17 protein-coding genes are annotated in these 18221 nt (G+C 69.8%); 9 read left to right on the top strand and 8 right to left on the bottom strand.

Features of this window, described 5'->3' with window-relative positions:
* Positions 1–69: 69 nt before the first annotated feature.
* Positions 70–1059 (bottom strand): cellulase family glycosylhydrolase, encoded by a 990-nt coding sequence (locus HJG45_RS18870; RefSeq protein WP_171613853.1) that lies wholly within the window; start codon positions 1057–1059, stop codon positions 70–72.
* A 658-nt stretch (positions 1060–1717) separates the two neighbouring features.
* On the opposite strand from HJG45_RS18870, the gene HJG45_RS18865 reads away from it, so the two are divergent.
* The 5 genes from HJG45_RS18865 (at position 1718) to HJG45_RS18845 (ending at position 6731) form a co-directional block, all read left to right on the top strand.
* On the top strand, positions 1718–1966 hold the full coding sequence (locus HJG45_RS18865) for a hypothetical protein (protein WP_171613851.1): 249 nt from the start codon (positions 1718–1720) through the stop codon (positions 1964–1966).
* A 54-nt stretch (positions 1967–2020) separates the two neighbouring features.
* Positions 2021–2800: an enoyl-ACP reductase FabI gene (gene fabI, locus HJG45_RS18860; RefSeq protein WP_171613849.1), complete on the top strand. Its 780-nt coding sequence runs from the start codon at positions 2021–2023 to the stop codon at positions 2798–2800.
* An 89-nt stretch (positions 2801–2889) separates the two neighbouring features.
* A complete protein-coding gene (locus HJG45_RS18855) occupies positions 2890–3828 on the top strand; it encodes an ABC transporter permease (protein WP_171613847.1) in 939 nt (312 codons plus the stop codon).
* Complete coding sequence (locus HJG45_RS18850; protein WP_171613845.1) at positions 3828–4652, top strand: ABC transporter permease; 825 nt, start codon at positions 3828–3830, stop codon at positions 4650–4652. The genes HJG45_RS18855 and HJG45_RS18850 overlap by 1 nt, the downstream gene beginning before the upstream one ends.
* A gap of 939 nt (positions 4653–5591) precedes the next feature.
* Entirely contained in the window at positions 5592–6731 is a 1140-nt protein-coding gene (locus HJG45_RS18845) for a glycosyltransferase family 4 protein (protein WP_171613843.1), read from the top strand.
* 27 nt (positions 6732–6758) lie between these two features.
* On the opposite strand, the gene HJG45_RS18840 is transcribed toward HJG45_RS18845, so the two are convergent.
* The 5 genes from HJG45_RS18840 to HJG45_RS18820 form a co-directional block, all read right to left on the bottom strand.
* Complete coding sequence (locus HJG45_RS18840; protein ID WP_171613841.1) at positions 6759–7442, bottom strand: NnrU family protein; 684 nt, start codon at positions 7440–7442, stop codon at positions 6759–6761.
* Between the two features lie 66 nt (positions 7443–7508).
* Positions 7509–7976 carry a 23S rRNA (pseudouridine(1915)-N(3))-methyltransferase RlmH gene (locus tag HJG45_RS18835; protein WP_368040629.1) on the bottom strand — a complete coding sequence of 156 codons (468 nt, stop codon included), beginning with the start codon at positions 7974–7976 and terminating at the stop codon, positions 7509–7511.
* Positions 7977–8008: 32 nt separating this feature from the next.
* A complete protein-coding gene (gene rsfS / locus HJG45_RS18830; RefSeq protein WP_171613839.1) occupies positions 8009–8578 on the bottom strand; it encodes a ribosome silencing factor in 570 nt (189 codons plus the stop codon).
* A 187-nt stretch (positions 8579–8765) separates the two neighbouring features.
* Positions 8766–9494, bottom strand: coding sequence for a nicotinate-nucleotide adenylyltransferase (locus HJG45_RS18825; RefSeq protein ID WP_171613837.1), 729 nt, complete (start codon positions 9492–9494; stop codon positions 8766–8768).
* Between the two features lie 100 nt (positions 9495–9594).
* On the bottom strand, positions 9595–10860 hold the full coding sequence (locus HJG45_RS18820) for a glutamate-5-semialdehyde dehydrogenase (RefSeq protein ID WP_171613836.1): 1266 nt from the start codon (positions 10858–10860) through the stop codon (positions 9595–9597).
* 164 nt (positions 10861–11024) lie between these two features.
* Between HJG45_RS18820 and HJG45_RS18815 the strand changes: the two genes are divergently transcribed.
* Genes HJG45_RS18815 through HJG45_RS18805 form a run of 3 tightly spaced genes read left to right on the top strand, consistent with a single transcriptional unit; the run spans position 11025 to position 13632 of the window.
* Positions 11025–12245 carry an MFS transporter gene (locus HJG45_RS18815; RefSeq protein WP_171613834.1) on the top strand — a complete coding sequence of 407 codons (1221 nt, stop codon included), beginning with the start codon at positions 11025–11027 and terminating at the stop codon, positions 12243–12245.
* Positions 12242–12643 (top strand): group II truncated hemoglobin, encoded by a 402-nt coding sequence (locus tag HJG45_RS18810; RefSeq protein WP_171613832.1) that lies wholly within the window; start codon positions 12242–12244, stop codon positions 12641–12643. The genes HJG45_RS18815 and HJG45_RS18810 overlap by 4 nt, the downstream gene beginning before the upstream one ends.
* On the top strand, positions 12640–13632 hold the full coding sequence (locus tag HJG45_RS18805; protein WP_171613830.1) for a tripartite tricarboxylate transporter substrate binding protein: 993 nt from the start codon (positions 12640–12642) through the stop codon (positions 13630–13632). Before HJG45_RS18810 ends, HJG45_RS18805 begins: the two co-directional genes overlap by 4 nt.
* A 12-nt stretch (positions 13633–13644) precedes the next feature.
* Here the strand turns inward: HJG45_RS18805 and HJG45_RS18800 are convergent, their stop codons facing one another.
* On the bottom strand, positions 13645–14115 hold the full coding sequence (locus tag HJG45_RS18800; RefSeq protein WP_171613828.1) for an Lrp/AsnC family transcriptional regulator: 471 nt from the start codon (positions 14113–14115) through the stop codon (positions 13645–13647).
* Positions 14116–14240: 125 nt separating this feature from the next.
* On the opposite strand from HJG45_RS18800, the gene HJG45_RS18795 reads away from it, so the two are divergent.
* Positions 14241–16631, top strand: a complete 2391-nt coding sequence (locus HJG45_RS18795) for a transketolase-like TK C-terminal-containing protein (protein ID WP_171613826.1) — start codon at positions 14241–14243, stop codon at positions 16629–16631.
* 12 nt (positions 16632–16643) lie between these two features.
* Here HJG45_RS18795 and HJG45_RS18790 read toward each other — a convergent pair whose 3' ends face one another.
* Complete coding sequence (locus HJG45_RS18790; RefSeq protein WP_171613824.1) at positions 16644–18149, bottom strand: DASS family sodium-coupled anion symporter; 1506 nt, start codon at positions 18147–18149, stop codon at positions 16644–16646.
* Positions 18150–18221: the final 72 nt, after the last annotated feature.

Genomic DNA, 18221 nt, shown 5'->3' with positions numbered 1-18221 from the left:
CTCCAGCCAGCGATCGAGATCGCCGCCGACGCCGCCCAATCCTGCCATCTCCACCTCTCACAACGTCCGTCAGCGACCAGATGGAGGTGGCAAGGCCTGACTTGAAGTGCCCAGGTAGTGATAGGCGGCCTTATGGGAGCCGTCGGTATGGACGAGGCCGAAGAAGCTCTCGGTGGAGTAGCCGGACCAGCTGCCGCTGCCGCGATCCTGGTAGGAGTAGTAGAGGAGCGGGCCGGCCCAGGCGGTGTTCTGCTGGAAGGCGATGGCCTGCTGCAGCATGGTGGCCTGATCGGCCTCGCTGACGGCGCCGGTGCCGCCATCGGTCGGGGCGCCGAACTCGGTCATCCAGATCTGCTTGTCGGCATCGCCGTTGGCGACCATCAGGTCGCGGATGCCGGTTTTCATGATCTGAAAGCCGTTCCAAGGCGCGGTATCGTCCGGCATGAGCGGCCAGGAATACGGATGGAAGCCGAGGGCGTCGAAATAGTCCGCGGCGCCGTTGGCGTACATCTGCTGCAGGAAGGAGACGGCGCTCTGCCAGCCGCTGCCTGAATCCGGGGCGGGGGAGAGGCCGCCGGAGATGACGAGGTCGTCGGTATCGACGGACTTGATGGCGGTGTAGGCGGCCTTGAGGATCTGGGTATAGGCCGCGGCGTCGGGCTGGCCGCCCCAGAAGCCGGAGAGGTTCTGCTCGTTCCAGACCTCCCAGTAGTCGACCCTGTCGCCGAAATGCTCTGCGGCGGCCTTGGCGAAGTCGGCATAGGCCGAGACATTGCCCGCGACGCCGCCGCTATCGGTCACCCAGGAGGGCAGGCCGAGCAGTTCGCCGATGACTTCGAGCCCGTGCGCATTCGCGGCGTCAACCAAGCGATCGACCGTCGACCAGTCATAGCCGCCATTGGCGGTCGGCTTCACCAGGTCCCACCAGAAATCGGTACGGACCCAGGTCGCGCCGGCTGCCTTGTAGTCGGCGAGTTCGGCATGCAGCGCTTCGTCGCTGCCGCTGACCAGTTCACCGAGAGGAGTGGCAAAACCAACGGATCCGAGTGTCGTCGCCATGCAGTGAGGTGCCTCCAACGGATAGGGATCACCACTAAAAGTTGATGATCACCGGATATGCGCCACTAACAGGGATAATTTTCAACAATCAAGGGAATTTCAAATGTGAATTTGCGCTCATTGCGCGCAGCGCTTGCTATGAGGCAATCTCTTCTCGCCTGTTCTCCGAGATGGGCAGGCGAGAATTGCGATATCGGTCACCCCTCGGTCCGTCATTGACGGATCGATGCCAGGCACCTCGGCGAGACTTGCTTCGCTGCAACATGTCTTGCGGCCGGAGGCTGGTGACCGGATGGATGCGTTTCGTGATCCGGCCTGGAGAGCAAGCCGCCGTTACGCATTTTGTGAATTAATTGTAATAAATTCGGCTGCGCTCGCATCAGCCCGTCATGCCGCGAGACCAGGGCAGGTCTCTCGCGGTCTGGGTCGATCGATAGAGGGGAGATGTGTCTCGGTTACGAATGGCGTGCCGCGATGGGACAGTATCGGCGCGCGGCAAGGACCTGCGCGCAGGTCGCGGAACGCGCCGACGGCAACCCGCCTGGCATGGCGACTTTTCCGGTCGCTGACGGGATCCGTTGCCGCGGCCGATTTTCGTAACTTGCACTAATACTGATTTTAAAATGAAATAAGTGCATGGTGCGAATCCTCGTGCTGCATGACGCTTTGCCTGGATCTGTGTCGCGCCTTCCGCGCCCTGAACGAACGCATGGAACCGATCTTCGCGCCTCGACGCAGCAGCCGCCGCGATGCAGCATTCCCTCGGTGGAAGTTGGAGGAGCCTGCCCCGTGGTGCCATATCGGGGCCGATGCATCCTTCCTGTCGCGTCCCGTGCGCGGCTTTCTCCTTCTGCCGGCCCTGGTGGCGGCGGTGCTGGTCATGATGATCCATCAGCAGGCGCGTTAACGCCCGTTTGGCCCCTCTCACCGCCGGTGGGTCAGCTCCTTACAGGATCCCATCATGAGTGACATACCAGGACTCTCGCTACAGGGCCGGAAGGGCCTCGTCACCGGCATCGCCAATGACCAGTCGATCGCCTGGGGATGCGCCCGGGCCTTTCACAAGCTCGGCGCGGAACTGGCGATCACCTATCTGAACGAGAAGGCGCGGCCCCATGTCGAACCGCTGGCCCAGGCCGTCGCTGCCCCCTTGTTCCTGCCGCTCGATCTCCGGATGGAGGGGGAGCTGGAGACCGTCTTCGCCCGCATCGGCGCGGCATGGGGGCGGCTCGATTTCCTGCTGCATTCCATCGCCTTCGCGCCGCGGGAGGATCTGCACGGGCCGGTCGTGGACTGCTCGCGCGACGGCTTCCTGACGGCGATGGACGTCTCCTGCCATTCCTTCATCCGCATGGCGAAGCTGGCCGTGCCGCTGATGCCAGATGGCGGGACGCTCGTCACCATGACCTATCTCGGCAGCACGCAGGTGGTCGAGGGCTACAACATGATGGGGCCGGTCAAGGCGGCCCTGGAATCGGCGACGCGCTACATGGCGGCCGAGCTGGGGCCGCGCGGCATCCGTGTGCATGCGGTCTCGCCCGGCCCGCTGCGGACCCGTGCCGCCTCGGGCCTTGCGCATTTCGACGCGCTTCTCAACCGCGCCGCCGAGAAGGCGCCATCGCGCTCCCTGGTCGACATCGAGGATGTCGGCATGACGACCGCGTTCCTGGTGACGGATGCGGCGCACCGCATCACCGGGAACACCATCTATGTCGATGGCGGCTATCATATCGTCGACTGACCGCCGCCCGGCCGTCGCGCGCTCAAATCAAGGGCTGAGCCCTGATGCGCGCTTCAGCGCGCCTGGGTCATGGTCTAGGCTCGGCCGGGATGCTCCGCCTCCTCATCGGCCGCCTGTTGCAGATCGCGGTCACGCTGCTTCTCGTCTCCGCGCTCACCTGGCTCGTCATGGGCGCCATGCCCGGCGATCCGGTGGATCTGGCCATGATGTCCGACCCGCATCTGACGCCGGAGGATGCCATGCGGATGCGCGCCCTCCACGGTGCCGACCAGCCGTTGCTGCAGCGCTACCTGGCCTGGGCCACCGCCGTCCTGCAGGGTGATTTCGGCCATTCCAGGCTGTTTGCCGTACCGGCGGCGCAGGTGCTCTGGCCTGCCCTGGGCTCCACGCTCGTGCTGCTCGGCTGGTCCCTCGCGCTCTCTGCCCTGCTGGGCCTGCTGCTCGGCGCTCTCGGGGCCACCCAGCCGCGGGCGGCGCCAGCGGTCGATGCGCTTGCCATCCTGGCGCAGTCGACGCCCACCTTCTGGCTCGGCATCCTTCTCATCATCCTCTTCGCGGTCGAGCTCGGCTGGCTCCCGGCGGGCGGGACAGCGGAAGCGTCGGGTCTCGGCGACGCCGCGCGCTACCTCCTGCTGCCGGTGACCACCCTCGCCATCGTCAATCTCGCCGCCTATGCCCGGCACTCCATGGCGGCACTGCAGGCCGAGCTCGGGGCCGACTACATCCGCACGGCCCGCATGAAGGGCTTGCCCGAGAGCGTCATCCTCTGGCGCCACGCCTTTCCGAACGCCGCCATCCCCGTGGTGACGCTGTTCGCCCTCGATGCCGGAAGCCTCGTCTCCGGCGCGCTGGTTACGGAGACGATCTTCGCCCGCCCCGGCATGGGCAAGCTGATCTACGACGCGATCATGGGCAACGACTACAACCTCGCCTTGCTCGCCCTGCTCCTGGCGGCGCTGGTGACGATGCTGGCGACGCTCGCCGCCGATATCGCGCAGCGGCTGCTCGATCCGCGGATCGCCACCTGATGCGCCTCTGGCTTGGCCTGGCCTTGCTGGGCCTGCTGGCGGCGGGCGTCGTGGCGGCGCCGCTGGTGCAGCTGCGCTTCGACCAGGATCCCTTCCTGCCCGACCTTCTCTCGCGCTTCGCCCCGCCCTCCTACACCCATCCGCTCGGCACCGACGATCTCGGCCGCGACATCCTGCTCCGGCTGCTCCATGGCGGCCGCGTCTCGCTGTCGGTCGGCCTCGCCGTCGCCCTGGGCGCCGGTGGGCTCGGCACGGCGATCGGGCTGCTGGCGGCCTGGGCCGGCGGCTGGGTGGATGCGGTCCTGATGCGCGTGGCGGACGGGCTGCTGGCATTGCCGAGCCTGCCGCTGCTCGTGGTGCTGGCGGCGGTCGATACCGGCCGCATTGGCCTGCCGCGCGGCGAGGCGCTGTCCGACATCCTGCGCATCGCCACCATCCTCGTCGGCTTCGGCTGGGTTCCCGTTGCGCGGCTCGCCCGCGCCGCGGCGCTCGCGCAGTTCGGGCGGGACTATATCGCGGCCGCACGGATTGCCGGCGCGAGCGAGGCGCGGCTGCTGGTCCGACACGTACTGCCGAACATCGCCGCGCCCATTGCCGTGGCCTGCGCCCTCTCGGTCGCCGGGGCGATCCTGGCCGAAAGCACACTGAGCTTTCTCGGTCTCGGTATCCAGCCACCGACGCCGTCCTGGGGCAACATGCTGTCGGGCGCCCAGGAGATGGTCTTCAACGCGCCGCTGGCCGCGATCTGGCCGGGTCTCGCCATCCTGCTCGCCGTGACCGCCTGCACGCTGGTTGCGGATGGCGTTCGGCACAGGCTGCGATAAGTCGTCTCGCGCCACTTGATCGAGAAGCATGCGGAACGACGCCGCAGCATCGCCGCGGATCGCTACGGCGGCGCAAGATGATGCTGCGCCGCAATGCTCCCTGCGACAGGTTTGCGTGTCAGCTGCAACGAGCCCCGCTGCACCGAGCTCTACCTCGTTCCGCAACGCAGCCGAACGAGTTCGTTCGCATCGCTGATCATGGCGTCACACGTAAGCGATGATGGAGCGGCGCAACACGATGCGACAGCGAATGCACAGCCACCAGCGGCAACGGATCATATGGAACATGATATACGCCGTTGCAGGCCACACACCGCCTTACGCGCATACTGTACCGCCAGCGAACGCGTTGCAGCGCAGTGCCGTTGCGGATTCGAAGTCCGATGCAATGCGTGAACGGGCGCACATCACAATTTGTGCCCATTGAAGCAACCCGACGCATGCAATAGCTTTCTCCTTGCCGGAGGAAGACGGAGTCAGTCGATGTAGGCAGCGCATCGATAGGATACCGACTTCGCTGTATGGGCTGGACGTCGGGTGCAGTGGAACTGCGCATCGGCACAGACGGCCCGCAGTGCTGACTTGTTCCGGGAATGCGGCGCGTTGCTCGCTGAGCCGCATGCCATCGTCATGGCAGGAGATGGAGGTCTTCTGCTGCGGCGCTCGGTCTTCAGATGTCGAAAGTCTGTGCTGCCTACATCAGCGCATTGGGATGCCGATGCCTGCTCTGTCTGCCGAAGTGCTCGCGGTGAGAATATGGCTTGCCGAGGGTTGCGTTGTTTCGAGCCGATGTGAGACCCCTGAATGATTGCTCTGACTGCGTTTCGGCCTCAACAATCGGTTTCGGCCCTCTCTGCACCGGCAGTGATGCGGCGTGCTGGCCGTCGTCGGCGCATTCTGTTCGCGCAACTCGGCCCGTTCTCGCATACCAACGAGGCGTTGCGCCAACAGGTCGCGCGTCGCTTCGGCAACCATGAGGTCGTGGTCTTCGACGTCAAGGACGAGATCCGCCGCCGCTACGACCAGATCGCCGCCAACCTGTTGGTCAGCGTTGCCACCTACGGGCCGTCCATCCTGCGCAGCCAGGCCGACCGCCACGCGTTCTTCTTCCGCACGCCCTACCTGTTCCGCAAGCTCTCCGGCATCATCCGCGAGCGCTTCGCCCAGGAGGCCGACAGCTTCGATTTTGTCCTGCAGACCCAGGGCCTGTTCAATGCCGCCCTGCCCGGCCGGCCGCTCTTCGTCTATACGGACCACACCATCCTTAGCAACCGCGAGTACGCGGTCCAGGATGAGCGTATCTTCCTATCGAACGAGTTTCTCGACCTTGAGCGCGCCCTCTACCACCGTGCCGAGAAGGTGCTCGTCAGCGTCAGCCATGTCCGGCGCACCCTCACCCGCGAATACGGCTGCGACCCCGACCGCGTCGCCACCGTCTTCATCGGCGCCAATGTCGAGCCCCTCCCGCACGCCCCGGATCCCCGTCGGCATGCCGCCGGCAAGATCCTGTTCGTCGGCATCGAGTGGGAGCGCAAGGGTGGCCCGGCCCTGCTCGCCGCCTTCGAGCGCGTCGCCGAGCGCTTCCCCGAAGCCAGCCTGACCATCGCTGGCTGCGCTCCCGCCACCACCCATCCCCGTATCACCACCATTGGCCGCGTGCCCCGCCAGGACCTTGCCCCGCATTTCGCCGAGGCCTCGGTCTTCTGCATGCCAAGCCTCGTCGAGCCCGCCGGCATCGCCGCCGTGGAGGCCATGGCTGCTGGCCTGCCCGTCGTCGCCACCGAGGTCGGCGGCCTCGCCGAGATCGTCCTGCCGGACCGCACCGGCCTCCTCGTTCCGCCGAACGATGCCGAGGCCCTCGGCAACGCCCTCTGCACCATCCTCGCCAATCCGGACCGTGCCCGCGCCATGGGCCAGGCCGGCCGCGCACGCGCCATGGACCTCTTCCGGTGGGATGCCGTCGGAACAAAGCTGGAGCGGGAGATCCAGATGAGCCTCGCCATCAGGCAGGCCTCGCAGATGGATCCTCCCGCTTGGGAGCGGGATTTCGCGCTGCCATCCGGGTCGCCCAACGGCTGACGCTTCGATGCAGGTGCGGATGGGGCCTCACCCCCCCATCGTGACCGGCGCGATCCCGAACAGGCTGCGATGGAAGTGCAGCAGGGTGGCCCAGGCGATCAGCCCAACCACTGGTGGCACCCAGCCGATCTCCCTTAGCTGCAGCCGGTTGCGGCCGGCGGCGATCGCGGCGAAAGGCAGGATCGACGTCTTCGCCGCCAGCTGCGACCATGCCGCCGGCGCCCGCCGCGCCAGCTTGGCGTCGATGGATGGCATGCCGGCCAGCGCCGTCACCAGGAAGGCGCCGAAGAAGACGATCGCCGCAGTATCGCCATTGCCGAGGATGTGGACCATCGCCCAGAGCGCGAAGGACCACAGCATCGGGTGACGCGTCACCCGCTGGATGCCGCCGGGCTCCGCATCGAGCGCGCCTTCGCCCCCGACCGCGGTCGGGTTGCGCCGCGCGACAGAGGCGACGAAGAGGATGAAGGCCGGCAGCATCAACAGCACCAGCACCCAGCGCAGCCAGTCCGGCGCGAACCAGAGCGGTGTGGTTTCCGCACGGCGCCAGGCGGTCACCAGCACCACAATGGTGATGACCGAGAAGACCGAGAAGCCGGCGCGGAACGCTCCTTCCCCAATCCGGGCAACGATCGCGCCCCGCAGCGCCGTGCCGGCGATACCTATATGCACGGCGATCCAGAGCAGCGCCGCGAGCACCAGCCAGAGCATCCGCTTACCCCTCCATCATGGCTCGACGAATTGTCGGAGTGGCGGCCACCACTGTCCACCACGCTATCAGCCTGGCCGCCAAGCGCGATGATAGGGATGCCCGCTGCGGATCGCCTGCACGCGATACCACTGCTCCGCCAGCAGGCCGCGCACCAGGAAATGCGGCCAGGTCAGCGGGCCGAGCGACAGGCGATGCTCCGCCCGCGCCAGCACCGCCGGATCGAGCCCCTCGGCGCCGCCGATGGCGAAGCAGAGCGGCCGTCCCGTCGCCTCCCAGCGCGCCGCCAGCGCCGCCAGTTCCTCGCTGCCGGGCGCCGCGCCGCCGAGATCCATCGCCACGAGCAACACCGCCTCCGGCAACGCGGCGAGCAGGGCAGCGCCCTCGCGCCGCCGCGTCTCGGCGGCGCTGCCGCGCGCCTCCGGCAGCTCGGTCACCAGGAAGGGCGGCCGCAGCCGGGCGTTGTAATGCGCGAAGAGCGCCGCCTCCGGCCCGGATTTCAGCCGGCCGATGGCGATCAGGCGCGGCGGCTTCACCGCAGATGCCGCATGGACGGAGCGCGGCCCGCTCAGCCGCTCGCAGCCCCCTCCGGCGCCGGGCTCTCCGGCCCCCACATGCGCTCGAGCGCATAGGTCGCCCGCGCCTCCGGCCGGAAGAGGTGGATCACCAGGTCGCCGGCATCGATCAGCACCCAGTCCGGCGAGGCCTGGATGTCGCTGCGGCGCAGCTTGCGGCCGGCCTTCTCCAGCGCCTCCTCGACATGCACGGCCATGGCCTGCAGCTGCCGCTCGACCTGGCCGGTTGCGATGATCATGCAATCGGTAAAGTCGGAACGGCCGGTGACGTCGAGCACCCGGATGTCCTCGGCCTTGTCGTCCTCGAGGCTGGTGCGCGCCACCGCGACCAGCTGCTCCAGCCGGTCGGGCGTGACCTTCGACTTGCGCGGCCGCTTCGGCACCGCATCCGGCCCGGCCGCGATCTGCCGCTTGCGCAGCGCCGCCGCGCTGGCCTTCAGGCTGGCCGGCGGCGTCGCGCGCGGCCGGGCGGCGGGCTTCGGCGCCGCGGCGGTCCCGCCTTTGGCCGCCGGCTTCGCCGGGCCGGGCTTCGAGCCTGCCCGCGACGTGCCCGTTCGCGTCATGCCCGTCCGGGCCGTGCCTGACCGCGTCGTGCCGGCCGGTGTCCGGCGCCGCGTTCCATCCTCGCCCCCGCCGGGGGCCTTCGGGCTGCGCGCGATGTGCGCCTCCTGTTCCGTTCCTGGCCGTGTCCCGGCCGCAGTCTATCACCGCCTCGGCGCCGGTGACCCGCCCCTGAGGCGGCGACCAGCCCTATAGCAGGCCCGCCGCCCGGGCGGCACGGATGGCGGTCGCACTGGCCGCGTGTTCCCGGGCGGGCAGCAGGCACCAGGGCGCATGGCGCGGCGCCGGACCGGCCAGCAGCGCCGCCGGTCGCCGCCGATGCTGCGCCAGCGCCTGCGCCGCCGCCCCCCGCAAAGCCTGCCGCGTCTCGCCCGGCCGCGGCAGCACGGCGATCGGCGTCTCCCGCACCATCCGCCGCCAGTGCTTCCAGCGCGGGAGCTGGCCGAGGATGTCCGCCCCCACCACCAGCACGAAGCGCGCGCGCGGGAAGCGCCGGTGCAGCAGGGTCAGCGTGTCCATGGTGTAGCGGGTGCCGAGCCGCTGCTCGAGATCGGTGGCGATGATCCGCCGGCCATCGGCGATGCGGCGGGCGCTCGCCAGCCGCTCGGCGAAGGGCGCCATGCCGCGGCGTGGCTTCAGCGGATTGCCGGGCGAGACCAGCAGCCAGACCTGGTCGAGGCCGAGCCGGCGTAGCGCCACCTCCGCCACATGCCGATGCCCGGCATGCGCCGGGTTGAAGCTGCCGCCGAGCAGCCCGATGCGGCTCCGCCGGTTGTCGCCCCAATGCCCGGGCCCGGCCGTCACCGCGGCGGCCGGCGGGACGGCGAGGGTCCCGCGGCGGCCGATGGCAGGCGGAGGCCGGGCGCCGCCGCATCCGGGGTGGCAGCACGGCAAAGGCGCATCTCCCAGGCGGATCATTGCCGGGACGCTATATCAGTTGCCGCCCTGCGGGAACCGCAGCGCCGCTCAAGATCCCCTGACGGGGGGTGGCAACCCCGGTGCCTCAGGGATCGGTGCCTCAGGGACGGGTCTGGCCGGTCCCCAGCACGAGGTAGCGATAGGTGCAGAGCTGCTCCAGCCCGACCGGCCCGCGGGCATGCAGCCGCCCGGTGGCGATGCCGATCTCGGCGCCGAAGCCGAACTCGCCGCCGTCGCAGAACTGGGTCGAAGCGTTCCACATCCCGACGGCCGAGGCGAGGCCGGCGAGGAATTCCTCTGCCGCCGACGCATCCTCGGTGACGATCGCCTCGGTATGTTCCGAGCCGTGCCGCCGGATATGCGCCAGCGCTGCCTGCACCCCGTCGACCACGGCGACCGAGAGCCGGGCGTCGAGCCATTCGGTCGAGAAATCCTCGGGCGATGCCGCCGGCAGGTCCGGGCAGATGTCGCGGGCCCTGGCATCGGCGCGGAAGTCGCATCCCAGGGCCCGCAGATCGGTGACCAGCACGGGCAGCAGGGCCGGGGCGATGGCCGCGTCGACCAGCAGCGTCTCGGTCGCGCCGCAGATGCCGGTGCGGCGCATCTTGGCATTGGCGAGGATGCCGCGCGCCATGGCGGGATCGGCCGCCGCGTGGATGTAGGTGTGGCAGAGCCCCTCGGCATGGGCGAGGACCGGGACCCGCGCCTCCTCCATCACCCGCGTCACCAGCCCCTTGCCGCCGCGCGGGATGATGAGGTCGAGCAGCCCCGCCCCGCGCAGCATGGCGCCGACGAAGGCACGGTCGGCGGTGGGGGCGACCTGCACCGCGGCCTCCGGCAGCCCGGCGGCGCGCAACCCCTCGGCGAGGCAGGCATGGATGGCGGCGGCGCTGCGCAGGCTCTCGCTGCCGCCGCGCAGGATCACCGCATTGCCCGATTTCAGGCAGAGCGCGGCGGCATCGGCGGTGACGTTCGGCCGGCTCTCGAAGATCATGCCGATGACGCCGATGGGCTGGGCGATGCGGCGGATGCGGAGCCCGTTCGGCCGGCTCCATTCCGCCAGCGTGCGGCCGACCGGATCGGGCAGCTCCGCCACCTCCTCGAGGCCCCGCGCCATCGCCTCGACCCGGGCCGGGGTGAGGGTCAGCCGGTCGCGATAGGCCGCCGAGAGACCAGGCGCGCCGGCGAGATCGACGCCGTTCGCCTCCAGGATCAGCGCGCTGCGGGCACGGAGCGCCGCGGCGGCGGCCCGCAGCGCGGCATCCTTCGCCGGTCGCGGCGCGCGGGCGAGCTGCTCCGCCGCGGCGCGGGCGGCGCGGGCGGCGGTCTCGAACAGGCGGGCGATCTCGTCGGCGATGGCGTTCATGGTTCGGCTCCTGGCATCCCCATACCCCAGATCGGCCCGTTGCGGGAGCACCGCCGGCCGCTTCCGCCCGGGCCAGCGCCGGTGGCATGCCTGCCCTGCCCGGCCCGCCCTTGCCGCTCCCCGGCCCGGCGGCAATGATCACGGCGGGAAACGCCAGAAGGCCGATGCAGCAGCACCTCGACGGCGCCATGCGGCGCAACCTCTTCCTCCTCGCCTGCTGCCAGGCGATCGGCCAGTCCGGCAACACCATGATGTTCGCGGCGACCGCGATCTCGGTCGTCACCTTCTTCCCGGAGCGCGACCTCGCCACCCTGCCGGTGACGATGCAGCATCTCGGCGTCATGCTCTCGGTCTTCCCGGCCGGGCTGCTGATGCAGCGCATGGGGCGGCGCTTCGGCTTCCGGCTCGGCTCGGTGTTCGGCATGGCCGGCGCGACGACGGTCGGCCTCGGCCTCTACCATGCCAGCCTCGTCACCATGTGCCTCGGCGGCCTGCTCCTCGGCTATGCCGTCGCCAGCCTGCAGATGTACCGCTTCGCGGCGGTGGAACTGGTGCCGAGCGACTGGCGGGCGCGGGCCATCTCCTGGGTCACCGCCGGCGGCGTGGTCTCCGCCCTGCTCGGGCCGAGCCTGGTCTCGCTCACCTATGACAAGCTGGTGCCGCTCTATCTCGGCACCTATGCGGCCATGGTCGGGATCCACCTCACCGTCTTCATCGTCATGTCCTTCATCCGCTTCCCGCCGATGCTGGCGCCGAGCGCCGCCATGCCAGGCGCGGCCGACCCGTTGCCGCCGCGCCCGTTGCGCGAGATTGCCGCCCAGCCGCGCTTCATCGTCGCGGTGCTCTCGGCCATGACCGCCTTCGGGCTGATGTCCTTCCTGATGAGCGCCTCGCCCATCGCCATCGTCGCCTGCGGCCTGCCGCAGACCGAGGCGCATCTGGTCATCATGCTGCACGTCCTCGGCATGTTCGTGCCGGCCTTCTTCACCGGCACCCTGATCAACCGCTTCGGCACCATGCCGGTCATGGCGACCGGCATCGCCATCCTGCTGCTCGGCATCGCCACCGGCATCGGCGGGATGACGGAATGGCATTTCCGCATCGCGCTGACGCTGAATGGCATCGGCTGGAATTTCCTCTTCGTCGGCGCGACCACGATGGTGACCACCTGCTACCGTCCGAGCGAACGCGGCAAGACCCAGGCGCTGAACGACTTCCTGGTCTTCGGCACGACGGCGAGCGCGAGCTTCCTCGCCGGCTTCCTGCACGAGCATCTCGGCTGGGCGCCGCTGAACTGGTACTCGATCTGCCTGCTCATGGTCGCGGTCTGCGCCCTGGCCTGGCTGCGGCTGCAGCAGCCGGTGGCGGCGCAACGCCCGGCATGAGCGGGGCGCCGGCGGCGACGCCCTATGCGCGGATCGGCGGCGAGGCGGGGCTGCGCCGCTTCACCCGCCGCTTCTACGCCCTGATGGACAGCCTGCCCGAGGCCGCCGCCTGCCGCGCCATCCATCCGGAGAGCCTGGCCGGCGCCGAGCAGAAGCTGTTCGAGTACCTCTCGGGCTGGCTCGGCGGGCCGCCGCTCTTCACCGACAAATACGGCCCGCCGATGCTGCGCCGGCGGCACCTGCACGCGCCCATCGCCGAGGCGGAGATCGAGGGCTGGCTCGCCTGCTTCCGCCAGGCCTGGGCGGAGACGGTGGAGGACCCGGCCCTCGGCCCCCTGGTCCTGCCGCAGGTCGAGGGGCTGGCCCGGCACATGCGCAACCGCGGAGAGGCAGCATGACCGCATCGCCCTTCCCCACCCTTGGCCGCCGCGTCCTCCTGGCCCTCGCCGGCCTCGCCGCCGCCGGACCTGCCGGGGCGCAGGCCGGCTGGCCGGCGCGGCCGATCCGGGTGGTGGTCCCCTTCCCGCCCGGCCAGGCGACGGACATCATGGCCCGGCTGCTGGCGGAGCGGCTGGGCGAGCGGCTCGGCCAGAGCCTCGTTATCGAGAACCGCGGCGGCGGCGCCAGCATCCCGGGCATGGAGGCGATCGCGCATGCGCCGGCCGATGGCTACACGCTCGGCATGGCCTCCTCCGGGCCGCTGGCCATCAATCCGGCGGTCATGGACACGCTGCCCTATGACGTGGCGCGGGACTTCACGCCGATCAGCCTGGTCTTCACCACGCCCCTGGTCGCGGTGGCGCATCCGCGCCTCGGCATCGCCGACCTGCCGGCGCTGATCGCCCGGGCCAAGGCGGCGCCGGGCAGCATCGACTATGCCTCGGGCGGGCCGGGCAGCAGCCTGCACCTGGCGGCCGAGGCCTTCGCCCAGCGCGCCGGCATCAGGCTGACGCACATCCCCTATCGCGGCTCCGGGCCGGCCATGGCGGATCTCATCGCCGGCAATGTCACGCTGATGTTCGACAGCCTGGCCGCCGCCCTGCCGCATATCCGGGCCGGGCGGGTGCGCGCGCTCGGCGTCACCGCGCCGCAGCGCATGCCGCAGGCGCCCGAGATCCCGACCGTCGCCGAGGCGGCCAACCTGCCCGGCTTCGCGGCCATCGGCTGGGCCGGGCTGATCGCCCCCGCCGGCACGCCGGCGCCCATCGCCGCCCGCCTCGCCGAGGAGACGCTGGCGCTCACCCGCGATCCCGGCTTCGCGGCGCGGATCGAGGAGCAGGGCGCGGTGGCCGCCCCGCTGCCGCCGACCGAATTCGCCCACTTCATCGCCGAGGAGGTGACGCGCTGGCGTGCGGTGGCGCAGGCGGCGAACGTGAAGCTCGATTGAAGGGGGCCGGGATCAGGCGATCGGCAGGGCGCTGGAACGCTTCACCTGGCCAAGGGCGAAGCTCGATTCGATGGAGGCGACGCTTTCGAGGCGCGTGAGCTTGTCCTTCAGGAAGCGCTCATAGGCCTCGATGTCGCGCACGACGATGCGCAGCAGGTAGTCCCGCTGCCCGGTCATCAGGTAGCAATCCACCACCTCCGGCCAGCGGGCGACGCTGGCCTCGAAGCGGTCGAGCGCATCCTCCCGCTGCCGCTCCAGCTTGACCGAGGCGAAGACGCTGACCGGCAACCCGACCCGCGCCTGGTCGATGACCGCCGCATAGCCGGTGATGACCCCAGAGGCCTCCAGCGCCCGCACGCGGCGCAGGCAGGGCGAGGGCGAGAGGCCGCAGCGCGTGGCGAGGTCCTGGATGCTGAGCCGCCCCTCCACCTGCAGCAAGGCGATGATCCGGCGATCCGTCTCATCCAGCGCCTTTTCGGCCATATTCCATCCCATACCGCCGTGATCTTGGCAGATTCTGTCCCAACCACGTTCCCAGACAACCCAAATCAGCGAGAAACGCCCGTGGCCGCCGCCTAGAATGCCGCGGAACAGGAGGCAGGACCGTCATGGCCATCGACCGGCTGCGCGCCCTTTCGGCGCTCGAGAAGAAGACCCTCTGGCTGGCGACCTGGATGATCCACAACGCCAACCACCTGCGGCCGAGCGAGGACGGGCTGAAGGTCGGCGGCCACCAGGCCTCCTCCGCCTCCATGGCGACGATCATGACCGCGCTCTACTTCGCGGCGCTCCGGCCCGAGGACCGGGTGGCGGTGAAGCCGCATGCCTCGCCGGTCTTCCACGCCATCCAGTACCTGCTCGGCCGGCAGACGCGCGAGAAGATGGAAGCCTTCCGCGGCCTCGGCGGGGCGCAGTCCTATCCTTCCCGCACCAAGGACACGGTGGAGGTGGATTTCTCCACCGGCTCGGTCGGCCTCGGCGTGGCGCAGACCCTCTTCTCCGCCCTGGTGCAGGACTATGTCCGCGCCAAGGGCTGGGGCGGCGAACGACCGGAGGGGAAGATGGTCGCCCTGATCGGCGATGCCGAGATGGACGAGGGCAACATCTTCGAGGCGCTGACCGAGGGCTGGAAGCACGGGCTGCGCAATTGCTGGTGGGTGGTGGACTACAACCGCCAGAGCCTGGACGCCGTGGTGCGCGAGGGGCTGTGGTCGCGGCTGGAGGCCACCTTCCGCAATTTCGGCTGGGACGTCGTCGTGCTGCGCCATGGCAGGCTGCAGCAGGCCGCCTTCGCCGAGCCGGGCGGCGAGCGGCTGCGCGAATGGATCGAGGCCTGCCCGAACCAGCTCTATTCCGCCCTCACCTTCCAGGGCGGCGCCGCCTGGCGGAAGCGGCTGCTGGACGAGCTCGGCGACCAGGGCGAGGTCTCGGCGCTGATCGCCCGCCGTTCCGATGCGGAGCTGGCGGCGCTGATGGGCAATCTCGGCGGCCATGACCTCGGGACCATGCTGGAGGCCTTCGAGGCGGCGCGCGCGCATGACCGGCCGGTCTGCTTCATCGCCTACACCATCAAGGGCTTCGGCCTGCCGCTGGCCGGGCACAAGGACAACCATGCCGGGCTGATGACCCCGGCGCAGCTCGAGGTGCTGCGCGCCGCCATGCAGGTGCGGGAGGGGCATGAATGGGAGCCCTTCGAGGGGCTCGACCTGCCCGAGGCCGAGCTGCGCGCTTTCCTCGAGGCGGTGCCCTTCGCCCAGGGCGGGTCGCGCCGCCTGACCGCCCCCGCCCTGCCGGTGCCCGAGGCTTTGCCGGTGCCCGCCCAGCCCGTCGCCTCCACGCAGCAGGGCTTCGGCCTGCTGATGCACGAGCTGGCGAAATCCGATACCGAGCTGGCGCGGCGCATCGTCACCACCAGCCCCGACGTCACCGTCTCGACCAATCTCGGCGCCTGGGTGAACCGGCGCGGCCTCTTCGCCCGTGAGGAGATGGCGGATCTGTTCCGGCGCGAGCGCATCCCCTCCACCTTCAACTGGAGCTTCTCGCCCGCCGGCCAGCACATGGAGCTGGGCATCGCCGAGATGAACCTCTTCCTCATGCTCTCGGCGCTCGGCCTCGCCCACAGCATCGAGGGGGAGCGGCTGATCCCCATCGGCACGCTCTACGACCCCTTCATAGAACGCGGTCTCGATGCGCTGAACTATGCCTGCTACCAGGATGCGCGCTTCATCCTGGTCGCCACGCCCTCCGGCGTCACCCTCGCGCCCGAAGGCGGGGCGCATCAGTCGATCAAGACGCCGCTGATCGGCCTGTCGCAGGACGGGCTGGCGAGCTTCGAGCCGGCCTTCCTCGACGAGCTGGCGGTGGTGCTGCGCTTCGCCCTCGCGCATGTGCAGCGGGAGGGCGAGGCGCCGCCAGACTCGCTGCTGCGCGACGAGGCCGGAGGTTCGGTCTATCTCCGCCTTTCCACCCGCGCCCTGGAGCAGCCGCGCCGCGCCATGACGCCGGCCCTCGCGGCGGACATCCTGCAGGGCGCCTACTGGCTGCGCGAGCCGGGCCCGAACGCCCAGATCGTCATCGCCTGCAGCGGCGCGGTGACGCCCGAGGCGATCCAGGCGGTCGGGCTGCTGGCCGAGGACCGGCGCGATGTCGGGCTGTTGGCCGTGCCCTCGGCCGACCGGCTGCATGCCGGCTGGCTGGCGGCGCAGCGATTGCGCGAGATGGGGCAGCGGGACGCCGTCTCGCATGTCGAGCGCCTGCTGGCGCCGCTGCCGGGCCATTGCGCCCTGGTCACCGTGCTGGATGGCCACCCGACGACGCTGAGCTGGCTCGGCTCGGTGCATGGCCACCGGCTGCGCGCTCTCGGCGTGGAACGCTTCGGCCAGACCGGCACGATCCAGGACCTCTACGGCAAGCACGGGCTGGATGTGCGCGCCATCGTCGCGGCGGCCGAGGCGGCCGCGCCGGGCCGGCCGGTGCGGCACCTGCGCCGGGTGTCCTGAGCGCCGCCGCCCTCACCAGAAGCCCAGCAGCTTCCACCACAACCCGCCGAGCAGCGCGTAGATGACGAGCTCGCCCAGGCACATCACGAAGCCCACCCGCCACCAGGCGCCGAGCGTGACATAGCCGCTGCCGAAGATGATCGGCGAGGTGCCGGTGGCGTAGTGGGTCAGCGTCATCATGATGGTCGAGCCGGCGACCATCATGAGCAGGAAGGGCGCATGGTAGTCCGGCGGCACGAGCTGCACGCCGACCGTGAGGAAGGCCAGCATCATGGCGCTGACATGCGCGGTGGTGCTGGCGAAGAGGTAGTGGGAGAACACGAAGAGCAGCACCAGCAGCGCCGCGGCCGCCTCCCAGCCGAGGCCGGCGGCGACGATGCCGTCCTTGAGGCTGTCGGAGAACCAGGCGATCACGCCCACCTTGTTCAGCTGCTCCGCCATCATCACCAGCGCGCCGAACCAGACCAGCGTGTCCCAGGCGCTCTTCTCCGACAGCACGTCGTCCCAGTCGAGCGTGCCGGTGATGATGAGGGCGAAGAGGCCGACGAAGGCCACCGCAGTCGGGTCGAGCGTGAAGGCGGGCCCGAACAGCATCGCCGGGATATTGGCCCATAGCACCAGCAGCAGCAGGAAGGTGCCGATCATCACCTTCTCCCTGGCGCTCACCGGTCCCATGCGCCGAAGCTCGGCGGCGGCATACTCCACCGCATGCGGCGTGGCCCGCATCTCGGGTGGCGACAGCACGGAGAGCACGAGCGGCATCAGCGCGAGGCAGGCGAGGCCCGGCACCAGCATGCACAGCGCCCAGGTGGTCCAGCTCAGGTGGAATTGCTGGTTCGTCACCCGGGCCACGTAATCGACCACGAGCGGATTCGGCGCGGTGGCGGTGACGAACATGCCGGAGGTGATGGTGTTGGCATGCATGTTCACCAGCGCCAGGTAGGTGCCGATCTTGCGCTCCGTGCCCTTGGCGGGATCGGAGTCGAAGACCGTGGCGATCGAGCGCATGATCGGATGCACGATGCCGCCGCCGCGCGCCGTATTGCTGGGCGTGAAGGGCGCCAGCGCCAGCTCGCAGACCGCGAGGCCGTAGCCGATCCCGATCGTCCGGCGGCCGAGCAGCGCGATGAAGATGAGGCCGATCCGGCTGCCCAGCCCCGTTTTCTTCAGGCCGCGGGAGATCAGGATCGCCACCACGATGAGCCAGATGAGCGGGCTGGAGAAGCTCGCCAGCGCATCCGCCACGGCGCCGCGCGAGGAGGCGGAGGTCACCTGCGACAGCGAGACGATGACGATTGCCATCATCGCCATCACGCCGATCGGCATCACCTTGAGGATGATGGCGACGATCGTCGTCAGGAAGATCGCAACCAGGCCCCAGGCCTTCGGCGTGAGCCCCTCGGGAACCGGCACCAGCAGCAGCGCGACGAGGACGAGGGTGGTGATGGTCGCCGGCACCAACCGGAACGGCACCGCCTGCCTGAAATAGAGAAGCGTCGCCCGAATGCGCTCGAACATGGCTGATCCTTGCCGGTCCTGGGCAGCCTGGTGCCGACGCCGCGGCGCTCAGGGCCGCCCCACGCAGCTTGG

Source organism: Roseicella sp. DB1501 (assembly GCF_013112485.1).
GTDB lineage: Bacteria > Pseudomonadota > Alphaproteobacteria > Acetobacterales > Acetobacteraceae > Paracraurococcus.
Note: the sequence above shows the minus strand (reverse complement) of the source record. Positions and strands in the feature narration are given on the sequence as shown.